General features: G+C 43.7%; 17 protein-coding genes. 5 read left to right on the top strand and 12 right to left on the bottom strand.

Annotated elements, in window-relative coordinates:
* Nucleotides 1-43 precede the first annotated feature (43 nt).
* The 7 genes from ACFQ3S_RS14695 to ACFQ3S_RS14665 all read right to left on the bottom strand — a co-directional run bounded on the left by ACFQ3S_RS14695 (nt 44) and on the right by ACFQ3S_RS14665 (nt 9,801).
* Complete coding sequence (locus ACFQ3S_RS14695) at nt 44-739, bottom strand: calcineurin-like phosphoesterase C-terminal domain-containing protein (protein WP_377165757.1); 696 nt, start codon at nt 737-739, stop codon at nt 44-46.
* On the bottom strand, nt 657-1,439 hold the full coding sequence (locus ACFQ3S_RS14690; protein ID WP_377165755.1) for a metallophosphoesterase N-terminal domain-containing protein: 783 nt from the start codon (nt 1,437-1,439) through the stop codon (nt 657-659). The genes ACFQ3S_RS14695 and ACFQ3S_RS14690 overlap by 83 nt, the downstream gene beginning before the upstream one ends.
* A gap of 121 nt (nt 1,440-1,560) precedes the next feature.
* A complete protein-coding gene (locus ACFQ3S_RS14685; RefSeq protein WP_377165753.1) occupies nt 1,561-3,060 on the bottom strand; it encodes a DUF5689 domain-containing protein in 1,500 nt (499 codons plus the stop codon).
* A 29-nt stretch (nt 3,061-3,089) separates the two neighbouring features.
* On the bottom strand, nt 3,090-4,592 hold the full coding sequence (locus tag ACFQ3S_RS14680; RefSeq protein ID WP_377165751.1) for a SusD/RagB family nutrient-binding outer membrane lipoprotein: 1,503 nt from the start codon (nt 4,590-4,592) through the stop codon (nt 3,090-3,092).
* Nucleotides 4,593-4,602: 10 nt separating this feature from the next.
* Complete coding sequence (locus tag ACFQ3S_RS14675; RefSeq protein WP_377165749.1) at nt 4,603-8,040, bottom strand: SusC/RagA family TonB-linked outer membrane protein; 3,438 nt, start codon at nt 8,038-8,040, stop codon at nt 4,603-4,605.
* Between the two features lie 98 nt (nt 8,041-8,138).
* Nucleotides 8,139-9,158: a FecR family protein gene (locus tag ACFQ3S_RS14670; RefSeq protein ID WP_377165747.1), complete on the bottom strand. Its 1,020-nt coding sequence runs from the start codon at nt 9,156-9,158 to the stop codon at nt 8,139-8,141.
* 82 nt (nt 9,159-9,240) lie between these two features.
* Nucleotides 9,241-9,801: an RNA polymerase sigma factor gene (locus ACFQ3S_RS14665; RefSeq protein WP_377165745.1), complete on the bottom strand. Its 561-nt coding sequence runs from the start codon at nt 9,799-9,801 to the stop codon at nt 9,241-9,243.
* A 176-nt stretch (nt 9,802-9,977) separates the two neighbouring features.
* On the opposite strand from ACFQ3S_RS14665, the gene ACFQ3S_RS14660 reads away from it, so the two are divergent.
* From ACFQ3S_RS14660 to ACFQ3S_RS14650, 3 genes are all read left to right on the top strand, one after another.
* Nucleotides 9,978-11,180: a serine hydrolase domain-containing protein gene (locus tag ACFQ3S_RS14660; RefSeq protein ID WP_377165743.1), complete on the top strand. Its 1,203-nt coding sequence runs from the start codon at nt 9,978-9,980 to the stop codon at nt 11,178-11,180.
* Between the two features lie 97 nt (nt 11,181-11,277).
* Nucleotides 11,278-11,583 (top strand): YbaB/EbfC family nucleoid-associated protein, encoded by a 306-nt coding sequence (locus tag ACFQ3S_RS14655; RefSeq protein WP_377165741.1) that lies wholly within the window; start codon nt 11,278-11,280, stop codon nt 11,581-11,583.
* 240 nt (nt 11,584-11,823) lie between these two features.
* On the top strand, nt 11,824-12,501 hold the full coding sequence (locus ACFQ3S_RS14650) for a metal-dependent hydrolase (RefSeq protein ID WP_377165739.1): 678 nt from the start codon (nt 11,824-11,826) through the stop codon (nt 12,499-12,501).
* A 55-nt stretch (nt 12,502-12,556) separates the two neighbouring features.
* Here the strand turns inward: ACFQ3S_RS14650 and ACFQ3S_RS14645 are convergent, their stop codons facing one another.
* The 3 genes from ACFQ3S_RS14645 to ACFQ3S_RS14635 all read right to left on the bottom strand — a co-directional run bounded on the left by ACFQ3S_RS14645 (nt 12,557) and on the right by ACFQ3S_RS14635 (nt 15,499).
* The gene (locus tag ACFQ3S_RS14645; protein ID WP_377165737.1) at nt 12,557-12,745 is read right to left on the bottom strand and encodes a hypothetical protein; all 189 of its coding nucleotides are present in this window, start codon (nt 12,743-12,745) and stop codon (nt 12,557-12,559) included.
* 70 nt (nt 12,746-12,815) lie between these two features.
* Nucleotides 12,816-14,078 carry a glucose-1-phosphate adenylyltransferase gene (locus ACFQ3S_RS14640; protein WP_377165735.1) on the bottom strand — a complete coding sequence of 421 codons (1,263 nt, stop codon included), beginning with the start codon at nt 14,076-14,078 and terminating at the stop codon, nt 12,816-12,818.
* The gene (locus ACFQ3S_RS14635) at nt 14,075-15,499 is read right to left on the bottom strand and encodes a glycogen synthase (protein WP_377165733.1); all 1,425 of its coding nucleotides are present in this window, start codon (nt 15,497-15,499) and stop codon (nt 14,075-14,077) included. The genes ACFQ3S_RS14640 and ACFQ3S_RS14635 overlap by 4 nt, the downstream gene beginning before the upstream one ends.
* Before the next feature lie 314 nt (nt 15,500-15,813).
* Between ACFQ3S_RS14635 and ACFQ3S_RS14630 the strand changes: the two genes are divergently transcribed.
* Nucleotides 15,814-18,312, top strand: a complete 2,499-nt coding sequence (locus ACFQ3S_RS14630) for an MG2 domain-containing protein (protein WP_377165731.1) — start codon at nt 15,814-15,816, stop codon at nt 18,310-18,312.
* Nucleotides 18,313-18,417: 105 nt separating this feature from the next.
* Here ACFQ3S_RS14630 and polA read toward each other — a convergent pair whose 3' ends face one another.
* Nucleotides 18,418-21,234 (bottom strand): DNA polymerase I, encoded by a 2,817-nt coding sequence (gene polA / locus ACFQ3S_RS14625; protein WP_377165729.1) that lies wholly within the window; start codon nt 21,232-21,234, stop codon nt 18,418-18,420.
* A gap of 172 nt (nt 21,235-21,406) precedes the next feature.
* Entirely contained in the window at nt 21,407-21,970 is a 564-nt protein-coding gene (locus tag ACFQ3S_RS14620) for a DNA-3-methyladenine glycosylase I (RefSeq protein WP_377165727.1), read from the bottom strand.
* Between the two features lie 320 nt (nt 21,971-22,290).
* Here ACFQ3S_RS14620 and ACFQ3S_RS14615 point away from each other — a divergent pair, with 320 nt between their 5' ends.
* Nucleotides 22,291-24,564: a PAS domain-containing hybrid sensor histidine kinase/response regulator gene (locus ACFQ3S_RS14615; protein WP_377165725.1), complete on the top strand. Its 2,274-nt coding sequence runs from the start codon at nt 22,291-22,293 to the stop codon at nt 24,562-24,564.
* The last annotated feature ends 37 nt before the right edge of the window (nt 24,565-24,601 follow it).

The following is a 24,601-nucleotide window of genomic DNA, read 5'->3' as shown; positions in this document are numbered from 1 at the left end:
ACAATTGCCTAATACCTTGCAATTAATATATAGAAAAAATCTATTACGCCTCCGCTTCGCTTTCGTATTTATCGCCAAAGCGGTCGGTAGCTACTACTTTAACTTTTTTAACCTCAGGTGCAAAGTGCGCTACAAACAAATGGTCGGTATCACGCGGTTCGGGGAAAGTACGGCCGGCCGGTAGTTTATCGCCTTTATATAAAGTTACCGCTATGGGGTCCATGCCATGTTCGTTCTTTAACACACCTTTGTACTTTCCGTCAAGCCAATACTCCACCTTCCATTGTGGGTCCCAATTATACACATTGGCTATCATTCGCTTTTGATCGGTAAGCTGGGCAACATTAATAGAAAGCTGGTTAGTCCTGTCTGTCTCCATACCTTTATAGTACCACTTTACCTGGTTGCCTTCTACGGTATAAACAGCATAACCGCGTGGAGTACCGTCTTCGCAAACAGGACCGGTCCACCAGGCACCGCACACGGTTCCGTGATTGTGTTCATAAATATTACCGTTGATGTTGTTGGCATTGAAGTGCGTATGACCCGACAGGATATGCACATTCTTAAACGGCTTTAACAATTTGTACAGGTCGTTCTTGTTTTCTACATGACTGAATACCGGTATGTGCAGGCAAATAAACAACACATCGTCTTTAGCTACATACTTCAGGTCTTTTTCCAGCCAGTTTAATTGCTGCTCGGTAACATAGCCATCGTACTCGCGCTCGCACATCATCCAACATTACATAATGCGCACGGCCACGGTTAAAAGAGTAATAAGTAGGTCCGTAAAACTTTTTAAAGGTTTTGTCGGATGTGGAATCATCGCCCTGGCGATAATCCATATCGTGGTTACCTAAACCCTGGAAAAACGGGATCCCGATTTGCCCTATAGCGGCGTTATAATCGCCGAACAGCTCATGGTTATCCCAAACCAAATCGCCTACGCCAATACCGTGTATTAACTCATCGGGACCAAAGCTGGCCACGGTTTGTTTGGTATCGGGTACCGATTGGGCCATCATTTGGGCCACATCTTTTTTATTCTTCACCTGCGGATCGGCCCACACAATGAAGGTGTGTTTGCTATCAGCTTTTTTAAGCGGCACCAGTTCAAAATTGAAACTGCCGCCCTGGCTTAGCCACTGGTAGTGGCGCGCAATATATTTATCGTGCGGAAACTCGTAACCCGATGGGATACTAATAAAAACAAACTCGGCTTTAGCATCGGTATTAAGCTGGTAGGTGCCGTCTTTGGCAGTGGGCACAATGTTAAAACCATCGCTCACCAGTACATTAGCCAATGGTTTACCTGCGGCAGTAACCTTGCCGGTAACTGCGGTTTTTTTACCGAATGCAAAGGTGTTTTTAAACGTTAGGGCTAATGCACCAGATATAACCAGCGAGCGTTGTATAAATAATCTGCGATTCATCATTTTCAAATAGGTAGTGCTAATTGATGTATTTGTAAAAGCCGGCTACTATTGAACCGGCTTATAAAAGTTGTTGATTGAAGTAAAAGTGAGCCGGTTCCAAATCATCCGGCATCATATAATATTAGTTTACGAGTGTTGTAAATCCAGTACCCACTTCAATGGTGCTCAGTGGCGATGTTGTAGTTAACGGAATACTGGTTACCGTACGGCCGGTTGTCCACCTGCCGGTTAAAGCATCATATACCCCGCCTAACTTACTGAAGTTACCTGTGGCCGGAAGCACTAATTTAGACGTGTTGGTACCGGCGCCGTAAAAGTTTTGCGTTTTGCGGGTACCTGCGTTTATAGTGCTGTAATAATCGGTATTGGTAATGCGGTACCCAATTTCGGGCGGGCCAGCAGCGTAAACCGTGCCGTTACCGCCGTACATAATCACATCTAAAGGCGTAGTATTTACATCAACCACAATACCGGCAAATACGCCAATACCGGCCACGTTACCACTATTGGCTAATAAGTTTGCTGTGGCTGTGCCAAAATCGGCCCCGTTTACGTTGGCATATTGGGTACTGCTGATCCAGTTGGCGGCACTTATATCAGTAGATGTTGAACCCCAGATATTTTTGTTACCCCCCACATAAAAGAACTGACCCTTTTTAACGGTACCCGATGTAAGGTTAATTTTATAGGTACGGGCTAAACCTACCGCCCAGCCATATTGCGGGGCCGGGTTTGTTCCTGCATTATTGGTAGTTACTACCGAAAAGTTAGTTTCCGAAAAGTTAATGTCTTTAGTAGCCAAAAACTGAATGTACTCCTGATTACCATCGCCGCCGCTCGGGTCGGTTAAGTAACCGGAAATTATAAAAGGTGACGGTTTAATTAAAGGTAAAGGAAAAGCATCATCCAGTACACGCGGCCAAATCTGCACGCTGGTAACTGTACCTGAAGTTACCACAACAGGTATGCCTGTGAAATTCGCACTGGCGGGCAAGTCGGCACCCGCAAATGTGGCTGTGGTTTCGGTATGCAGGGTTAACTTGCCAAAGCTGTCATTAATGATCTTGTCGCCCGCGTAAGTATCACCCGGTTTAGGTTCGGGCTCGGTTACGGCGTTACTAACCGATACCAGGGTGCTTTCATAAGCATCGGGGTTGGCTATAATGAGGTTGGAAGGTACTACCCGTAATTTGTGTGCAACGGCAGATGCAACCTTAGTAATTGCCGCCTCGTTTACGCCTTTGATTTGCAAAGAACCGTTTACCCTACCTAATGTGGCTCCGGTTACCTGTATAGCCACAGAATCACCAGGCACAAATTTAGTTGCTGCCGCGCCAATGGCCAGCGAAATTCCTCTAATACCTAATCTTCTTTCGTTTTGCACTACTAAAACACCGGCCGGGGCGTTACCCGAAGTTGCATCTGAAATTACGGTACCCACAATTTTAGATGCACCGTTCATGTTCTCTTCGTTCAGCACCACATCTGCACCTTTGTAAATTGCCCTAAGGTCATATACAGCAATAATAGGACTTAGCGTGGCACCAGGGTATTTGTCTTTTTGGCAGGCGTTAAAACCCGCACAAACTACTAACAGGAAGTATATATATATCTTTTTCATTTTTTATGATTTAAAATTTGAGCTATATATTATGGTTTTTGCCACCAAACTTGTGTAGAAATCAAATCAGCACCTTGTATGGCAACTGCCGCCCGGTAATTATCGGGGTTGGCCGATTGTACGTAAACCGGGTAGGTTAGGCGGGCGGGCATAACACCGTTATTGCGTAAGCCATTCCCTTTTGGCAAAACCGGGTGGCCTGTGCGGCGGTACTCAAACCATTGCTCAAAATCGGTAAAGAACATAGAATAGTATTTTTGCAGATGGATTTGCTCCATTTTGGCATCCAGCGTTCCGGCCTCGTTCCAGGCAATATCGCCAGCGGTTAAATAGGTATCTATAGGTGTTGCAAATGTTGGCACCCACAAGGTAATACCGGTTAAAACACCATTCTTATAATAGTCGTTAGCCGACCCTGTGATCCAGCCTTTGGCAGCGGCTTCAGCCAGTATAAACTGTAGTTCCGAAAAATTCATGATATTACCCAGCAAAGGCTCGGTTTGCAAGGTATTAGGCACATTGCTATCTGTAGCGTAAAAGTAAGATTTACCCTCTATACCCTGCCCGGGCGCATAACCGCTTGGCACGCCGACATAACTGCCTTGGAAAGTTGCAATACCCCAACGGCTTGGGGTAGATATTAAGCGCGGATCGGCCCAGCGGTTTAAATTATTAATAAAGAACTCGGCAATATCGGTAGCCCTAAAATCCTGGGCCCTTACGCCACCTACAAACGGTGATACCAGGTAACCTATACCCGTCCATCTTAAAACGGCCGAATCATCATTGGCAATCATTAGCGGGTATGTAGCCGCGTTAGTATTCACAATGTCTTTGATCTTGGCTATAGCAGTGGCAGCTATTTCGGCCTTGCCCGATATGCGCAGCAGTAACCGCAGGTACAACGTATTACCGAACTTACGCCATTTGGAAGCATTACCGGCATATACCGGGTCGCTGGCCGCGTTAACATTAGCCGAACCTGTTAATAACTTATTTGCTTCTTCCAGCTTTTTAAATATATCCAGGTAAATATCCTGCTGTCTGTCAAATTTTGGTGCAAAAATCCCTTGTTTCGCCTTGTTCGATTCGGAATAAGGAATATCGCCATACGTGTCAGTCAGCAAAGAATAGGTCCACGATTGACAGATCAACGAGATCCCCATATAAGTAGTGCTTAGGTTGGGTTCAACGCTGGCAATATCATAGATATCTTTAAAGTTGGTTAACTGAGCGTACCAGCCGTTCCAGGTATTATCGGCAGCAGAGTTGCGGATATCGTACCTGAAAGCACGGCCTTCGGCATCACTGGGGTCAACCGTTACCTGCATCAGTTCATTGTTTAAATTACGGCTGCGCAGCATGTTTATGGTTACCATATCTACCAGTGCCGGTGCCAGAAGCTGTTGAGGCAAGGCATTGGGCGTACCGTTGGGGTTTGTATTAATTTCAATAAAATCCTTTTTACACGAGGGCATAATTACCGCGCATAATACCAGGAAGAGTACCGTTTTTATAAATGTTGTTTTCATTGATAGGTTATTAAATGCCAATAACTATGTTAAAACCAAATGTGCGGGTTGACGGGAACTGTGCAATTTCAAATCCTTGCACAATATCAGTTCCGGCCAGTGTTCCAAATTCAGGATCAAATGCCGGCCAATTTGACCAGATGAACAGGTTACGACCGTATAATCCTACAGTTGCACGCTGTAATCCTAAGCGTTTAGTAATTTTCGGATTTACCGTATAGTTTAAGCTGGCTTCCCTAAACTTGATGAAATTAGTAGAGAAAGTGTTACCCTCGGCATTATCTATCCCGTAATGTGAGCGGTAATACTCATCTATGTTAGTTGCTATTACATCATTAGGGCGGTAAGAGCCGTCGGCGTTTTGTACTACACCGTTACCAATAATACCGTTGTATCGTCCCGGTAGTGTATTGGTGGTTTTACCTTGCTCAGCCAGTTTGTAGTTGGTTAAGGAGTATGCCACAGCGCCGTATTGCGCATCGAACAGTACGTTTAAATTAAACTGCTTGTATTTGAAATTACTACCTAAACTGGTTGTAAATTTGGGAGAGGTATTACCTAACTTAACCGGTGTAGTAGCAAGTAAAGCATAACCTGTTCTGCTATCGTAAACTATCTGTCCATCGGGCGACCGCTGATAACCCTGACCATACAAATCGCCAAGGCCTCCACCTACGGTGGCAATAATTTGACCGCCGCCTGTTGGCCCGCTGCGCAATAATACAGAGCTGTCGCCAAGTTCTTTAATCGTACCTCTGTTTGCAGTGAACGTACCAAAAACCGACCACTCAAAGTTTCTCGATTTAATCGGGCTTCCGTTCAGGGCAACCTCAACCCCTTTATTATTTACTACACCTAAGTTAACCGTGGCAGTAGAGAAACCGGAAGAGGCATCTAACCTTCTGCTCAAAATTTGATTGGAGGTATTACCTGTGTATAAAGCTACATCCAAACCTAAGCGGCTTTTGAACAACTTAATTTCGGCACCAACCTCATAGTTAAAGGTCTTGGAATAATTTAATTCGGGATTAGCCAGCAAGGAAGGATTTTGCAAACCACCCGGATATACACTACCTGCTGTTTCATAATTGAATGAAGTTAAATAAGGCGTGGTACCGCCACTACCCACACCGGAAAGCGAGAACCTCAGTTTTGCATAGTCAATAACGGCTGGCAGCTTAAAGGCCTCTGAAGGCAAAAAGCTTAAACTGGCCGAAGGATAAAAGAAGCTTACCTTATCGGTACGTTGGGGGGTAGCCAGGGTACTGGTCCAATCCTGACGGCCTGTTAAATCGAGGTACAAATAATCTCTGAAACTGGTAGAAACCAAACCATAAAAACCATTTAAGGCATATCTGGATTTATTGGGAAGGGTAACTAACTGGCCCGCATTGTTTGATAAGGTATATACACCAGGGAAAACCAATGAATCGGCCCTAACCTCATCTTTATTGTAGTTATTGCGTAGCATACTACCACCGGCCGTAGCGGTTACGGTAATATCCTTATTTATTTTCTTGTTGTAGCGTAACAGAAAATCGGCTCCAGCTTCTTGCGAATAAATATTTTGTGTGCGGAACGAACCTTTAGGTAACCTGGTACCAGCATCGAAAGGCCTTTGTTGTGAGCGTTGCTCATATCCCATATCCAGTGTTGCCCTAACCTGCAAACTCAGTTCTTTAGTAATGGCATAGTTAGCTTGTACGTTGCCAGTAATAGCGTTGCGGGTAGATTTGTTCAGGAACTCGTACGATACCGCGTAAGGGTTTTCGGGAAATGAACTGAACGGATAAAATATTTGACGATCGGTTTGTCCGTTTCTCCAGTAATTTTTAAGCCAGTTCAAATCGGCATTGGGCTGCCAAAAAATAAACCAGTACATTAAGGATTGGTTACCATAACCGGCACCCGGCAGGTTATCGCTCGATCTGTTGGTGTAGTTTACCTTAGAACTTATAGTTAACTTATCATTTACTTTCGAGTTTACCGATAGGGCCAGTGTGTTACGGCCATAACCTGTATTAGGCGTAATCCAGCTGTTTTTAACATTGGTTGCCGAAAAACGGGCTGTTGTTTTGTCGGTGCTACCATCTACAGTAACCGTATTGGTAAAAGTTTGACCCGTTTCAAAGAATTCACGGATCTGGTTTTTGTAAGGCACCCAGGGGGTTCTAACTGTACTGCGTACTTGCGTAACGGGGTCCAGCTGAAAAAATTGCTGTCCGTCAAACTTGGGTCCGTATGCCGAGCTGGTTGCGCTGGTACTGGCACCATCGGGCCCGGCCAGGTACGAATAATAGTTTGAACCGGCAGTACCCTGTCCGTATTCATATTGCAGATCGGGCCAGCGGTTAACACTTTCAAATGAGGTGTTGGAATTAATGGTAACGCCTAAGCCCTTCCTTTTAGAATTGCCGGATTTGGTGGTAATAATAATAGCTCCATTGGCACCTCGTTGCCCGTACAAGGCAGCTGCACCGGCACCTTTCAGCACGGTTACAGTTTCAATATCTTCGGGGTTAATATCATTAATATTGCTACCATAATCGGCCGGCATGTTATCACTGCTGGTACCGTAAGCGCTTTCGCCACTTACTGCGGTACGCCTGCCGCTTCCCTGGTTCACAATTATTCCGTCAACTACTATCAGGGCTTCATTATCGCCGGTGAGGTTTTTTTCGCCGCGTAAAATTATTTTGTTTGAACCCGCCGGGCCGCTGTTTGAACGAACCAGTGTTAAACCGGCCACTTTTCCCGATAAGGCATCGGTCCAGTTATTAGATATGGCATCAGTAAGCTGCTCAGTTTTTAAAGTAGTGGCCGAATAACCTAAAGCTTTTTGCTCGCGTTTAATACCCAGCGCTGTAACAACAACCTCGTTCAGTTCGCTCGAGCCGCGTTTAAGGCGTATCGTTAAATTACTTTGGCTACCGGTAACAGGTATGGTTTGAGGAGTATAGCCTATGTAGCCAATAACAAGCTGAGTACCAGCATCAACATTAGCGGTAAAGCGTCCTGCTGTGTTAGTAATAGCTAAAGTCTTTTTTTGATCATCACTAATGGTAACGCCAATAAGCGGCTGTGCATCATCGTCATCAATAACAGAGCCTTCAACCCTAACCGTACCCTGACTTTTAGCGACAATTAAAATGTTATTATCGTTTGATTCTCTATAAGTAAAGGCCGTGCCCTGCAATAACAGGTTCAAGGTTTCCTGCACGGAGCGCTGTGCGCGGCTAATATTAACTATTCGCTTATCGTTCAGCAGGTTATTATTATAACTTATAGATGTATTGCTTGCTTTTTCTAACTGTGTAATGGCATCTTTAAAGGTAATACCGTTGGCGCCAAAAATTATTCTTTTACTTAAAGTTTGGGCGCTAACCAAGGCCAGGCCTAAAAACAGTTGTAAAAAAACCAGTATGGTCAGGAACCATATCTTTTTCATATATTTACTTAATTTATGCTTGTTTTCGTGAGTTTAAATTGATTATGGCCGATGATTGTTACCAGCAATCTTCGGCTTACTTTAATAACAGGTAGTTGTTATTCCATTATTTTCCCTCCCTTTTGATTGTTGTTTGTTAAAAATACTTGATTCCCCTTTTGGGTATAGGCTATTCCCGAAAGCAGGCTGATGTTTTCCATTACTTCCTGTATAGGCAGGTTTTTAAATTTAGCGGTGAGCTTAATCTGCTGCAGATCGGGGTCGGTAAATTCAATTTTAACACCATAATGATGTTCTAACGCAACCGCAATATCTTTTAACGATGTATTGTAAAAAATGAGGTTGTTGGCCGTCCATGACCTTACCGCAGCAGCATCGGTACTATTAAATGCATACAAACCGCTTTGGGTATCAATTTCAATTTGCTCGTTAGGCATTAAAAATTTCACCAGCTTGTTTTTACCCTTTACGTTGGCCATAATGCCAACTTTGCCGGTACTTACCGTAACCGCAACTTTTCGGTTGGTAGCGTAAGCTTTTACGTTAAACGATGTGCCTAAAACAACCGTGGTTATGTTGCCGCTTTGAACCGTAAATGGCCTTTGGGCCTGGTGTACCACATCAAAAAATGCCTCACCGTTAAGGTAAACCCTCCGTTTATCCGTTTTAAAGTCCGACGCGAATTTGATGGTAGTACCTCCGGCCAGGTAAACGTACGAACTGTCGGGCAACATAATTTTGGAACGTTTGCCGTCGGCGTTTTTTATGGTAATATAGGGGGTTTGTTTACTGCTATGCTGTTGAAGTAATAGCCCGCAAGCACATATCAGCAAGCCAATTGCCGCGGCGTAAAGCCATTTAAACGCTGGCTTAACAATAGTGTTTTTAGTATTTGTTAAAGATTTGTTAAGGTGTGTTTGTATTCGCTCCCAGTTTTGAGAAGAATTTTTAGGTTGACTGAAGTAAAACTTCGATGCCTGAAGAATTTGTATAGTTTCACTAAACTCCAGCAAATTTTCATCGCTTTCCTCTATCCATTCCTGTAATTGTGTTAAACCATCATCTGTTATGGTTTTCTCAAAGTACTCAACTATTAACCGGTGTTTTTGCTCTTCCATTGCTTCTGTATGTAAAGACAGGTTTTGGCAACTTAATACGCAGCAAGGTTTGTTATGTAATTATTAAGAAATCTTTAACTGATTAATTGTACCGGTAAGAGTCTTTCAAGATAATACGGAGTTTTTTTACAGTTTGGTATAAAGTGCTTTCCACCGTCCTAACCGATATGCCTAATGTTTTGGCCACTTCGTATTTGTTAATATTGTCTACATGGCTCATTAACAGTACCTCGCGCTGCGAGGCCGGAAGTTGATCAACAACAGCAATCAGCTTGTTATAAGATTCGCGTCCTGTTAAAATGTGTAGTGGTGTTACCCTGTCGGGAATAGTATGGGTTTCAAATTCAATATCTTCAATTGAATCTACCGGAGCTTTTTTCTTTTGTAGGTAATTGAGCGATAGATTTTTAGTAGAAATAAAGAGATAACTTTTTACATTTAAAATTACGGCATTGGCCCGGTTATCCCATAATTTCATAAAAAGATTAGCAACAATTTCTTCTGCTATGGTATAGTCTTTAGTATAAACTTCACTCAATTGGCACAACGATTTATAGTGCCTGTCAAATAATGTTTTGAGTGATAAATCATCACCTTTTGCTAAAAGAGCAATCAACGCTTCATCTGTAAGTTGTTGGTACATGCCAGATCCTGTATATGCCTCCAAAGTTAAGGATGCAATGTTAGGCTAATGTTAAATAAATATTTTACCTCATTACCTGTTGTGTGATCCGGGCGAAAAATAATTTAAACAATACTTCATAACTGAAGTATAATTTCTGATTTTCGTCCTCGTTTAAAAAGTGTAGTTTCTGTATAATGATGTTATTGTATAAAAGTGTTTTAGCTGGCGTGCTGGCAATGGGTATATTAGCTTCTTGCTCACACGCACCTAAAAATGGGGTAACCAACGCCGGTAAACCATTTGAGCCGCAAAAGCTTTTACAATATAATCCTAAAGATGCCGACAAGGAGATAGACGCTTTTATGAAGCACCTGCACCAGAAAAGTGCATTTAACGGTAACGTATTGGTCGCTAAAAAAGGGAAGATCATATATGAAGGTGCTTTTGGCTGGGCCAACCACCTCACACGTGATAGCCTTAAATTAGGATCGAAGTTTGAACTGGCTTCCGTATCAAAAACGATGACCGGCACCGCCATCATGATACTTTGGGAACAAGGCAAATTAAAGCTCGACCAGGATGTGCGCGACTTTTACCCCAACTTTCCGTACGAGGGTATAACCATACGCTTGCTGCTTACCCATCGCTCGGGCATGATGAATTATGTTTACTTTGTAGACGGGCTGTACCGCTCGCAGCATTTGGATCAGAAAAAGGGCATCACCAACAAAGCCGTAATGGACCTGATAGCCCAATACAAACCGGCACCATTTAATAAACCTAACCTTAGATTTTTGTACAACAACTCTAACTACATGGTGCTGGGTTCTATAATTGAAAAAGTTACCGGCATGCCTTATTCACAATTTATGCAGGAAAATATCTTTAAACCTGCAGGCATGACGCATACGGCTGTGTACTCTAAAGCCGTTTACGATAAAATACCGGTAGATGTGGTAGGCCACGACCGCAACAGCTGGCGCTACTCGGTAGCACAAAACTTTTTAGATGGCCCGGTAGGTGATAAAGGTATTTACAGTACCATTGCAGATTTATACCTGTTTGACCAGGCACTTAAAGCCGGAAAGTTAATTAAAGCAGCAACGCAAGACTCGGCCTATACCGGTCGTAACACCGCCCTTCGCGGGCATTTTAATTATGGGTACGGTTGGCGTATATTTGAAGGGCCGGGCGAAAAAGTGGTGTACCATACCGGCTGGTGGCATGGTTTCCGGCATATTTTTTTACGCGACCTGAAAAACGATGTCACCATTATTTTGTTAGGAAACTTAGTGAACGGCAGTTTGTTGCATTTAGACGAACTGTACAAAATTACCGGCATGCCCGTTGTACGTAAAAATGCCTACAGCGGCACCGGCGATGCGGCGGAGGATTAAAGCCCCCCACCCCCTAAAGGGGGAGTAGCAATGCATGGGGCATATAATATATTATTAATTTACTTAAAAATCCCCCTTTAGGGGGTTAGGGGGCAACATGTTCGATAAACTATTTGAAGCACAGCAAAAAGCAGGCGAAGTTAAACAGCGCCTGGATGGTATCAACGTAACCGGTGAAGCCGAAGGTGGCAAAATTACGGTTACCGCTAACGGTAATAAAGTATTACAAAGTATTGCTATTGATGAAGCTTTCTTGAAAGAAGCCGATAAAGAGGAGCTGGAAGAGCTAATGGTGTTAGCCGTAAACAAAGCACTGGAGCAAGCCGAAAATGTAAACCAGGCCGAAATGGCCGCCATGACCAAAAACATGTTTGGCGATTTGGGCGGCATGTTTGGACAATAGAGGTAGCATTAATAAAAAAAGTTTATATTTATATATGGATGCTTCATTAAAATACAAACTGGTTGAAATTTCCTCATGATCAGGTAATGAAAGATATCAAGATTCTTTGCCTATCGTGCTGTAATTAACCGGCAGATAAGTTTTTATTACAGAACCAAAGGAAGCAATATTGAATTACTAATATTTTGGGATAATCGCTTAAACCCTAAAAAGCTTATAAATAACACAATATAAATACTTATGAAACTTACCTATTACGGACATTCGACCATCGAGATACAAACAGGGGGAAAGACCCTGCTATTCGATCCGTTTATTACCCCTAACGAACTGGCCAGACACATTGATGTGAACAGCCTGAAGCCAGACTATATCCTGATCTCTCACGGACACGGCGACCATGTGGCCGATTTGATCCCTATTCAAAAAAACAGCGGCGCACAGGTGATCTGTATTGCCGAAATTGCCGGCTGGCTGGAAAATAATGGCGTAGAAGGAGCCCACGGGATGAACATTGGCGGCAGTTTTGATTTTGATTTCGGCAGAGTTAAAATGGTTTATGCCCTGCACTCCAGCTCTATGCCCGACGGAAGCTACGGAGGTGTACCCGCTGGTTTTGTTATTTACGCGGACGGCAAAAAGATCTACTTTGCCGGCGATACCGCATTAACCTATGATATGAAACTACTGGCCGAAGAAGAACTGAACTGGGCAATATTACCTATCGGCGATAATTATACCATGGGTATTGATGATGCTGTTAAAGCTGCCGGTTTTGTGGCCTGTAATAATGTAATCGGTGTACACTACGATACTTTTCCGGTAATTAAAATTAATAAGGAAGAGGCTCAGGAGAAATTTTTAAAAGGCGGGCTTAATTTAAAATTGCCAGCTATTGGCGAAAGTATAGAATTGTAATTATTAACTACTCATAAAAAAAGGGCCTCCTGATATAATCGGGAGGCCCTTTTTTTTACATTTTCATGGTGTCTCTTTTGGTAGTATCTCTCTTGGTCTTCTTTTTCATTTTGCCATCTTTCTTCTTCTTTTTGATAGTATCTTGCTGCGTAGCATCAGTTTTTACCGAAGTGACAGAGCCATGTGCAAAAACGGTTCCGAAAGAGATAGCCGCAATGGCCATCATACAAATTACTTTTTTCATAACCAGCTGTTTTAAATGTTTTGTTTAACCATTAGTTAACAGCCGGTTTTGAATTTTGTTCCATTTTTTTTTATATAACAGTTCCGTTAGGTATCACCGCGCGTTTTTTAACTACTACAATTCCATCCTGTACGGTGTATGCGCCATAATCGCCATCTTCCAGTTTTTGTCCACAGTTAATGCATACGTCATTTCCTATGTAAACATTTTTATCAATAATGGCATTTTTGATCTTGCAGCGGTCGCCAATACCCATTATAGGCGTTTCACTTTCTTGCGATTCGGCAATCTGCTCCAGCGTTTGGTAAACATCGCCACCCATTACATAACAATTCTCAATTTCGGTATTAAAACCGATACGGGTACGGATACCAATAATAGACCGTTTAATAAGGCTGGCGTTGATGATACAGCCATCGGATATGATCGACCTTTCTAAGTGAGTGCCCGATATTTTTGATGGCGGCAACATGCGTGCGCGGGTAAATATATGGCGCTTATCGAACAGGTTAAACTGTGGTATATCATCCGTTAGGCCAAGGTTAGCTTCAAAAAAAGACGGGATAGTACCAATATCTTCCCAATAGCCCTCATACTGATAGCTGGCAACACGGTGGGTAGCTATGGATTGCGGGATAATTTCCTTACCAAAATCGGGGTGGTCGTTACCCTGCAGCAGTTCGTACAGGGCTTTACGGTTAAATATATATATACCCATAGATGCCAGGTAAAAACGGCCTTGTCCGGCCATAACATCACTCACTTCCGATGCCCAGCTTTCAAAACCACTTTTAGGTTTTTCAATAAAATCGGTAATCAGGTTCTCCTCATCGGTTTTTAAGATCCCAAAGCTGGGAACATCATTGGCATGTACCGGTATGGTGGCAATAGAGATTTCGGCTTTGGTTTCAATATGCTTCTCTACCATGTCCTTAAAGTCCAGTTGATAAAGCTGATCGCCCGAAAGGATCAGTACATAATCGAACTCATGCACCGAAAGGTGGTGCAGGCTTTGACGTACCGCATCGGCCGTGCCTTGAAACCAACCCACGTTTGATGGAGTTTGTTCGGCTGCCAGGATATCTACAAAAGAATCGCTGAAGCTGCTGAAGTGATACGTGTTTTTAATGTGTTTGTTGAGCGATGCGGAGTTAAATTGCGTTAACACAAAAATACGCTCAAAGCCCGAATGCAGGCAGTTAGAAATGGGAATATCAACCAGCCGGTATTTACCGGCAATAGGTACTGCTGGTTTGGAACGGGTTGCGGTTAGCGGAAATAAACGTGTTCCCTGGCCGCCGCCAAGCACAATGCTAATTACTTTGGAGTTCATATAATTGGTGTTAAGCTTTCATAAAGTAGGTTGTACTGTTTGGCCGACTGTGTCCACGAGAAATCCAAGGCCATCATACGTTTACATAACAACTGTAATTGCTCAGTGTTCTTATAAAGTTCAATTGCTCTGCTAATAGAGTAAACTATGTCATTTATATTACTTTCATTAAAGCAAATGCCATATCCTCCTTCATCGCCAAAGTCAATTACGGTATCAATTAAACCACCGGTACGGCGCACTATAGGAACGGTTCCGTAGCGCAAAGCATAGAGTTGATTCAACCCGCAAGGCTCTACGCGCGATGGCATGAGCAAAAAGTCGGCACCTGCATAAATGAGATGGGCCAGCTCCTCGTTATAGCCAATGTAGGTTTTATAATTATCAGGAAACAGATCGTTCAGTTGCGTTAGTGCAGCCTCTGTTTCCTTATCACCTGCACCCAGCATTAGTATATTTACCTCACCCGCGTGTTCGTTTAAGCTTTGGGTAAAGGCTTCGGGTAACAGATCGGCACCTTTTTCAACCACCAAACGGCCAATAAAGGCAATTAACGGCTTCTCGGGTGATAGGCCAAATCGTTTACACAGTGCCTTTTTATTGGTTAACTTACCTTTAGCTGGCAACAGAGGATCAATAGGCCCGGCAATCATAGGGTCGGTATAGGGGTTCCATACTTCGGTATCAATACCGTTAACTATCCCTTGTCCTTTGGCGCGTTCTATATAAAACAAGTACTCTAACCCATTGGAGTTATTGGATAGCTCCATTAAATAACTGGGAGATACAGTAGTGAACTTTGCCACACATTTAACGGCACAGGCCAGCGGGTTAATACCCCCGGCCCAATCCAGCAACCCGGCATAGTTCATGTCTACCTCGGGCAGGTAATTAAACTTTTCGTACCCGAATGCGCCGTGGTATTGCCCGTTATGTATGGTAAATACGGTGGCTGTTTTCGATAGTCTTTTGTACAATGCCGAATGCTGTAGCAGGAAAGGAATTAAACCTACATGATGGTCGTGGCAATGAATTATATCGGGCTTTTGCTGCGACCAGGTAATCCAATCTAAAAACGCCAGCTGAAAGGCAATAAATTGTTCGCGCTCATCGGGGTAGCTATACACTTCGGGCCGGTCTAATAAACCAGGAATATAGATCAAGAACAGTTCAAAACCTAATTTATTGGTACGCTCTTTCCAGATCTGGAATTCGTAACGGCGTTTCCCTAACAGGTTAGAGGCTTCAAACACTACATCAAACTCGTTTTCCTGAACAAATTTGCGATTGTAAAAAGGGAGCACTACGGCGGCTTGCAGGCCGGCCTCGTTCTGGTATTTAGGCAAAGCGCCTACCACATCGGCCAGGCCGCCAACCTTAGCTACCGGATAACACTCTGCTGCAAGGTGATAAACTTTCATTTGATAGGTATGAATGGCTCAATGTAAGCAAAAGTTCACTTACACAAACACAACCTGTAACTATTAAAATGTGTTTTACCAAAGTGTTAATTATTGCGTTAAATCTGTATGATTTATTTAACAGGATTTAAGCTTAACAAAAGTATCTTCAAGCCTTAACAAGGCGGTTACAGATAATCTTACAGCTGATCGCTGTTATTAAACACTTGTATTTGATAAATATGCAGGTACACAAAAACACCATTTTGTGTACATTGCTAAGCTGGGTACAATGCTTATATTTGATGTAATACCAATTACCAGCCACCACCTTCATGAATAGAGCTAAGTTTATGCTGCCTTGGGCTATAATGTTGTTATGTTTTTGCAGCACAACAGCCAATGCCCAGCAAAATCCGTCCATAAAATTTAAGCTGTTTTTTGAGAAAGTGTTTTTACACACCGATAGAAGCACTTACGTTGCCGGCGATAGTGTTTGGTATAAAGCTTACTTAACCGATGCCCAAACAGGTATGCTATCATATAATAGTGCTAACCTTTATGTAGAGCTGATAGCACCTGCGGATACTTTGGTGAGCCGGCAAATTATTCAACTTAAAGGAGGTTTAGGTAATGGTGATTTTGCCTTGCCCGATTCGCTCCCGATGGGAACCTATCGCCTGCGTGCCTACACTAACTGGATGCGTAACTTTGGGAATGAATTTGTGTTTGAGCATCGTATTACCCTATTAGGTAATGCCCTGCCAAACAAAGTAAGCCCGTCCGAAATCATAACACCTAACATTCCCCGGCAGCCCGATGCGCAACCTATTACTAATATTCCTGTTGGCTTTTATCCCGAGGGCGGTTCTCTGGTTAATGGCATTAATAGTTTAGTAACTGTTAAGGTTGAAGACAATGGTAGGGTTTCAGATTTTACTACTATAAAAGGCTCCGTTTATAATTCGTCCGGTAAACCTGTTGCCACCTTTCAGTGCGATTCGTTAGGCATAGCGCAATTTAATTTGCAACCCCAAAGCGGGCAATTGTACAAGGCCGCCGTAACCTGCGGCACAGCTGTATTTACGGTTAGTTTGCCAACCGCATTAAACCAGGGTGCAGCACTACACCTGGTTATAAACGGCAACAACGTGAAAGCGATGATTAGCTGTACCAATATCCTTGATACCTTGACCCCTCGGCAACTAACCCTTGCAGGTAAACACGCCGGAAAAACGTATTTTACCGAGCCTGTTGTTTTAAACGGTACAAAAGCAGAGATAGACATTCCTGTAGAAGTGCTGCCAGCCGGGGTAGCCAGCTTAACCCTTTACGATGCCGGGTTACACCCCCAGGCCGAGCGCCTTATTTTTATACAACCACAATATAGTCCCTTAACTATCCATACAGATAAGCCTGTTTACGGGCCTAAAGACAAAGTAAATGTTTCTTTGAAAGTTGTTGATGATGAGGGCAAACCGGCAGTGTCGTTCCTGTCATTAGCAGCGATAGATGCCAGTACTATTGATACCAATGCGGGCAATATTGCTACCTACCTGTTATTACAGTCGGAATTAAAAGGCCATATAAACCACCCCGAACGCTACTTTGATACGGCCAACGTTAACCGGCAGCAGCAATTAGATCAATTGCTGCTTACCCAAGGCTGGCGTAATTATTTATGGCGACAGCTTGCTGATACTGCTATTGCCATTACATATGCACCCGAAAATGGCTTTACGCTTACTGGCAGTTTACGCCAAAAGTTTGCCAATAAGCCATTGGTTAATAAGAAAGTAGTGGCGACTTTACTACAAGGCCGTAATGATAGCCACATGTATTTAGCCTTAACTGATAGTGCCGGCAAATACCGTTTTGACCACCTGCCTGTTAATGGTGAACGCAATGTAGAACTCTCTGCTTTGGATGACAAGCAAAAAAACATAGGTTGGCTTTTGGTGGATAGTATTAAACCAGATATTCTACCTGTTAAACCATTGCCTCAATTAAAAATGGGCGCACAACAGCAACTAATAACAAAAGCGCAAACTCAGATTGCACAGCAGCGGCAAGCCATACGCAATAGCCAAGCTATAAGGTTAAAAGCAGTAAATGTTAAAGGGCCGCGAACTGCTAATTCTCCTAATTATTCAGCTAACACCTATAAGCCAGACCAGATTTTTAATATCACCCCCAAAGATCATTCTTATAAAACTTTACAATGGTTTTTATTACAAAATTTAAAAGGAGCCTTAGCAAGCAATATAGATTCAGTATCTGGTATTTTAGTACCTGGAGTTGTGAGTATTCTGCCTGGAATGCCTCATAGTATGCTATTATCCCCTGTGTTAAGTATTAATGGAAGGGAGAATCTTTATGAAGAAAGTTCGGCCGAGGCTGACCGCAAAGTCATTTATGATTTACCTATTCAAAATGTTACCAAAGTGGTTTTTAAACATTTATACGGTATCTTATTTAAGCCGCAAAAACAAACTTCAGTTACTTTAATGCATGGCGATATTTATGTATTAGAACTTACACTGAAATCCGGCGCGTTAAAACGGCCCGATGTTACCAAAACTTCCATGGAAATTAACGGCTATTACCAGGCCCGCGAGTTTTACAAACCGGTTTATAATAGCCTGGCAAAAAGCAATACGCCCGACTATCGCTCTACGGTTCACTGGCAACCTCATGTGATAACTGATGCTACCGGCAAGGCCGTTATTAGTTACTACAACGCCGATGCAAAAACAACCGTTAAAGTAATTGTGCAGGGTATAACCGAAAAAGGCATACCTGTATTTGGCACGGCCAGCTATGCTGTAAAGTAGTAATAAACAAAAACGCCATGCCGAACTGCTTCAACATGGCGTTTATAACTTTGCTTTTGGGATGCTGAAATAAATTCGGCATCACCTATAACTGGGGTTTTATACTTAATGCGCTTCCAGCCAGTTAGCGCCAACACCCATTTCTACCATAATAGGCACCTCGGTTTTAATGGCGGTTTTCATGAAGTGGGCTATAATGGGTTTCACCGTTTCAATTTCGTGTTTAGGCACATCGAACACCAACTCATCATGCACCTGCATGGTCATGCGGGCATCCAGGTTTTGAGCCTTAAACTCGCGGTGAATGTTAATCATGGCTATCTTGATCATATCGGCAGCCGATCCTTGTATGGGGGCGTTAATGGCATTTCGTTCGGCAAAACCGCGCACGGTGGCATTGGCCGAATTAATATCGCGCAGGTAACGGCGGCGACCCATCAGGGTTTTCACATAACCGTTCTCCCTGGCAAAGTTCATGGTATCGGCCATGTAATTTTTGATGCCGGCAAACTGCACAAAGTACTGCTCAATAATATCGCTGGCTTCTTTGCGGGGGATGCCCAAACTTTGAGATAATCCAAAGGCCGACTGACCATAGATGATCCCGAAGTTTACTGCCTTAGCATTACGACGCTGTTCGCCGGTTACCTCCTCTAAGGCAATGCCGTACACGTTAGCCGCTGTTGCAGTGTGGATGTCGAGGTTCTTGGCAAACGCATCCAGCATGTTCGGGTCTTTGCTGATCTCGGCTATAATGCGGAGCTCTATCTGTGAATAATCCGCCGATAGCAGCAGGTGGTTCTCATTGCGCGGAATGAAGGCTTTACGCACCTCGCGGCCACGCTCGGTACGGATGGGTATATTTTGCAGGTTAGGGTTTTGCGAACTTAAACGGCCCGTGGCAGCCACCGCCTGGTTATAATTAGTATGGATGCGACCAGTTTTAGGATTTACCATTAAAGGTAACGCATCTACATAGGTTGATTTCAGTTTCAATAACTGGCGAAAATCCAGTATGTCACGCACAATATCGCTTTTACTGGCTAAAGCCAGCAGCACATCCTCACCAGTTTGGTACTGACCTGTTTTAGTTTTTTTGGCTTTAGGGTCGAGCATCAGTTTCTCAAACAACACCTCGCCTAATTGCTTGGGCGACGATACGTTGAATTTGACACCTGCCTTTTCGTAAACCGTTTTTTCCAACCGGGCTATGTCAATTTCCAGTTCTTTAGAAAATTCTTTAAGCGTTGGCTCGTCAATTTTTACGCCTTCAAACTCCACATCAGCTAAAACGTAAACTAAAGGGTTCTCAATTTCGTTAATGAGCTGATCGGCACCGGCGGCTTGCAGTTTAGGGACGAATACCTCTTTAAGCTGTAACGTTATATCGGCATCTTCACCGGCATAATCCTTTACTCGCTCTACGTCTACCTCACGCATGGTACCCTGGTTTTTACCCTTGGGGCCAATCAATTCGGTAATGGAAACCGGTTTGTAACCCAGGTAATTTTCCGACAAAATATCCATGCCGTGGCGGGTATCGGGGTCTAACACATAATGAGCCAGCAAAGTATCAAACAAGCTTCCCTGCACCTGTATGCCGTACCATTTCAGCACTAAAATATCGTACTTCACATTTTGCCCAACCTTTTTAATGTCGGCATTTTCCAGGATTACCTTAAACTCATCGGCAACGGCTTTAGCCTCCTCATAAACCGCCGAAACCGGGATATACCAGGCCTCGCCGGGCTTAATGGCAAAAGATAAACCCACCAGTTCGCAGTTATTAGCATCGATGCCGGTGGTTTCAGTATCGAAAGTTATTTCGGGTTGTTGCAGCAGCAAGGCTATCAAATTGGCACGCTCTTCGGGTGTGCTAACTAAATGATAGTTGTGCGGAACGTTCGTGATGTTCTTAGAGGCGATCTTAATTTCTTCGGGTTGGGCAATATCTTTAACATCAACCGAAAGGGTACGACCGTTGCCATCGTTAGGGTTGCTGAACAGGTCTTGTTGTCCGCCCGGACTTGCTTTATATTCGGTGATACTAAAGTCGTCGCCAAACACACGCCGGCCCAAAGTACGGAACTCCAGTTCGGCAAACAGCGGCTCCAACAGATCGCGGCTGGGGTTGCATAGTTCGAGCCCGGCTTCGTCTAACTCCACCGGCGCATCCAAAATTATGGTAGCCAGTTTTTTCGACATCAAACCCTGATCGACATACTTCTCTACGTTCTCGCGCATTTTGCCTTTCAGCTCGTGGCTGTGGGCAATAATGTTTTCCATGGAACCATATTGCTTGATCAACAGCTTGGCCGTTTTTTCCCCAATGCCGGGGATGCCGGGGATGTTGTCTACCGCATCGCCCCAAAGGCCCAATATATCTATCACCTGGCAAACTTCTTCAATTTCCCATTTGGCTTTTACTTCCTTTACCCCCATGATCTCCATATCATTCCCCATACGGGCGGGCTTATAAATGAAGATATTCTCAGACACCAATTGGGCAAAATCCTTATCGGGAGTCATACAGTAAACCTGGTAGCCTGCTTTTTCGGCCTTTTTAGCCAGGGTACCTATAATATCGTCGGCCTCAAAGCCATCGGAAGTAATAACGGGAATATTGAAGCCCAAGATCAGCTTGATGACATAAGGCATAGCAGCCGAAAGGTCTTCGGGCATTGCCTCGCGGTGACCTTTATAGTCGGCAAAATCAGTATGGCGTTCGGTTGGGGCATCTGTATCAAAAACCACGGCCATGTGGGTGGGTTTTTCTTTTTTCAATACATCCAGCAGGGTATTGGTAAAACCCATTACCGCCGATGTATTGATACCGCCCGATGTAAACCGCGGGTTTTTACTTAACGCAAAATGCGCCCGGTACATCAGGGCCATGCCATCCAAAAGGAATAATTTCTTCATTGATCAGAATTTACTGAATTTAAGAATTACCTGAATTAAGGAATTCTAAATCGGTTGATACAAAAATAGGATTAATGGTTATAAAGCCGCTATGTAAATAATTTTCTGCCGTTACACAAGCATTCTATTAATTCTTAAATTCAGTAAATTCAGTAAATTCAGATTCAGATAATTATTTAAAATCACACCCTACCACATGATCGTTCACCATACCGGTGGCCTGCATATAGGCATAGCAAATGGTGGTACCAAAAAACTTGAAGCCACGCTTTTTCATGTCTTTACTAATAGCGTCGGATATTTCTGTACGGGCAGGGATGCTGACCGGCTGGTTAATGATGGGCTTTCCATCGGGCATAAAGCTGTACAGGTATTTATCAAAAGAACCAAACTCCTGCTGCACTTTGATGAAGTTTTGCGCGTTGGTTATCGTCGTGGTAATTTTTAAACGGTTACGGATAATACCTGCATCCTGCATCAGGCGTTCTGCATCGGGCGGTTGCATGGCAGCAACTGCTTGCACATCGAAACCGGCAAATGCCTTGCGGTAATTTTCGCGACGGCGCAAAATGGTGATCCAGCTTAAACCCGCCTGAGCCGATTCGAGCACTAAAAATTCAAAAAACGTTTCATCATCATGCACAACCTTGCCCCATTCCTCATCGTGGTATTTCCTGTAAAGTGCATCGGTACCGCACCAGGAGCAGCGAGTTGGTTCATCAGGCAATTGGTTCATTAGTTCATAGGTTGAAGTGGCAAATTGCTAAAAATTTCTATCAAAAATTAAAAAGCTATCCGTTTATATGGATCAGTAGGTAAAGTTGGAGAAGAATGAAAAGTTTGTTGCACGATCCATCACGAGGCGATACGAATGACTTGCCCGGTTATCTATTTATATATAAGCCCTGTTTTTGCTGATGACCAAAAAGGAGTTTACGGCGAATGGTAACCAAAGAGCGTGTACTTTATTCAAAGCCTACTCTTTTGCTTGAAACGCACTTTAATCACAAAACAATTTAGCTCCAACAATCGTAAAAGAATTGTTACATTTATAGTATGGTTCCCCTGATTAAGCCAGTTGTGTTTGAACGTTGTTTAGATCATGTCCCTTGTATCTTATTCGAGATCAACGTATATAAGGACAGATGTGCTTTTAATTTTGTCAATCAGGCTATAGTAACAGAATTAGAATTAGAGATTAAGGATGCCATGAGCGACTTCAACGCTTTTACCGCCTTCTTAGATATTCCTGATCACGAATCTTTAACCCGATCTTTAAAGCAGAGCGCAAAAGAGCTTACGGATTGGCGCTGGGAAGGACAATTCCAGTTGCCTACCGGTAAAAGAAAGTGGCTGAAAGGAGCTGCAACGCCGGTACAGAAAGGCGATCATGCCTGTTTATACGGTTTTTTTACCGACATCACTCCGTACAAGCACATAGACAATATGCTGGTTGAAACCGGCAGGCTCACCAAAACCGGTGCCTGGGAGCTCGACCTGACGACGATGATGCCGTACTGGTCTGAGCAGGTTTACCGGATACATGAAGTTAACCCGGCCATTAAGCCCGACCTAAGTAAAGCCCTTAATTATTACAAGCCCGAAGCGAGGCCGGTCATAACAGCCGCAGTTAAAAAGGCTGTTAAGGATGGCACACCCTGGAACCTGGAATTGCCGATAATTACGGAAAAAGGTAACGAAACGTGGGTTAGAACATCGGGCAAAGCTATATTTGAGCAGGGGAAGGCCGTAAAGCTTTATGGCGTTTTTCAGGACATCACCGAACAAAAGATGGCCGAGGAAAAGCTAAAGGTAATCTTCGAATGCTCTACTGATGCGCACCTGCTGTTTGGCAAACAAGGCATTATTGACTGTAATAACGCAGCGATAGAGATGCTGTGCTGCCAAGATAAAGCACACTTGCTTACCCAGCATCCGGCCGTGTTTTCACCAGCATATCAACCGGACGGCAGGCGCTCCAACGAGAAATCGGTAGAGATGGACAGGCTGGGTTATGAAAAAGGCTATCACCAGTTCGAATGGCTGCACAAACGGATGAACGGCGAAGAGTTCCCGGTGCTGGTTACGCTCAGCCCGGTATCTATTCAGGGTGAGTCGGCACTGCTGGTGGTGTGGCATGACATTACCGACCGTAAGAAAGCGGAGCAGGAGCTCATCCGTGCCAAAGAACTTGCCGAACAGGCCGTGATAGCTAAATCACAGTTCCTTTCAACTATGAGCCATGAGATACGTACGCCCATGAATGCGGTTATCGGTTTTACCAACCTATTACTGCAAACAGAACTGAACGAACAGCAAACCCAGTATTTGAATGTCTTAAAATTCTCAGGCGAAAACTTGCTGGTGCTGATTAACGACATTCTCGACTTCAGCAAGATAGAAGAAGGCAAGATCGATTTCGAAGAGGTCGATTTCAACATGGAAGAGTTATTGGACAATATACGCCAGGCCATGCTGCACCGGGCTGAGGAGAAAGGCCTTCAATTGAAACTCTTTGTTGACAAAGACTTGTCTTTGTCGGTTACCGGTGATCCGGTAAGGTTAAGCCAAATCATGACCAACCTTGTTGCCAATGCCATCAAATTCACATCGGCAGGTAAGGTGACTATTTCGGCATCAGTTAGCAGTAAGGAACACAATAGCCTTACTATTGATTTTGAGATAGCCGATACAGGCATAGGAATACCACAGGAGAAACAGGAATTTATATTTGAACGTTTTTCGCAGGCATCTTCAGACACTACCCGCAAGTATGGCGGTACCGGTTTGGGGCTTACCATTACCAAAAAGCTGATTGAAATGCAGGGCGGTAACATCAGTGTAAGCAGCGAGGTAGATAAGGGCTCTGTTTTCAGTTTCAGTCTATCCTTTAAAAGGAGTGATCAGGTACTTGTGAAATCCGTCAAGGTCCCCTTGCTCAACTCTTACAGCAGCTTAAAAGGTATTCGGGTACTTATGGCCGAAGATAACGAGATCAATATTATGCTGGTGCGGCAGTTTATGAAATTATGGGATGTGGAATGTGACATAGCCTACAACGGCGCAATGGCTGTTCAGCAAGTGCAGTTAAAAGATTATGATATGGTGTTGATGGACCTGGAGATGCCCGAGATGGATGGCTACCAGGCAGCAGCCGCCATCAGGCAACTTGACGGGGAAATATACAAGTCTATCCCCATATTGGCACTTACCGCTTCTGCCATGTTGGAAATTAAGGACAAAGCATTTGAGTATGGCATGAACGACTATATTAGTAAACCTTTTAAGCCTGAGGATTTGTATGGTAAAATAAAACAGTACGGGAAGTGAGGTAAACTTTTTTGGGAGACAAAAATGTGGAGTACCC

Origin of the sequence: Mucilaginibacter terrae (assembly GCF_042679325.1) — a bacterium.
Classification (GTDB): Bacteria; Bacteroidota; Bacteroidia; order Sphingobacteriales; family Sphingobacteriaceae; genus Mucilaginibacter; species Mucilaginibacter terrae.
This window is presented reverse-complemented; position numbering and strand designations above follow the sequence as displayed.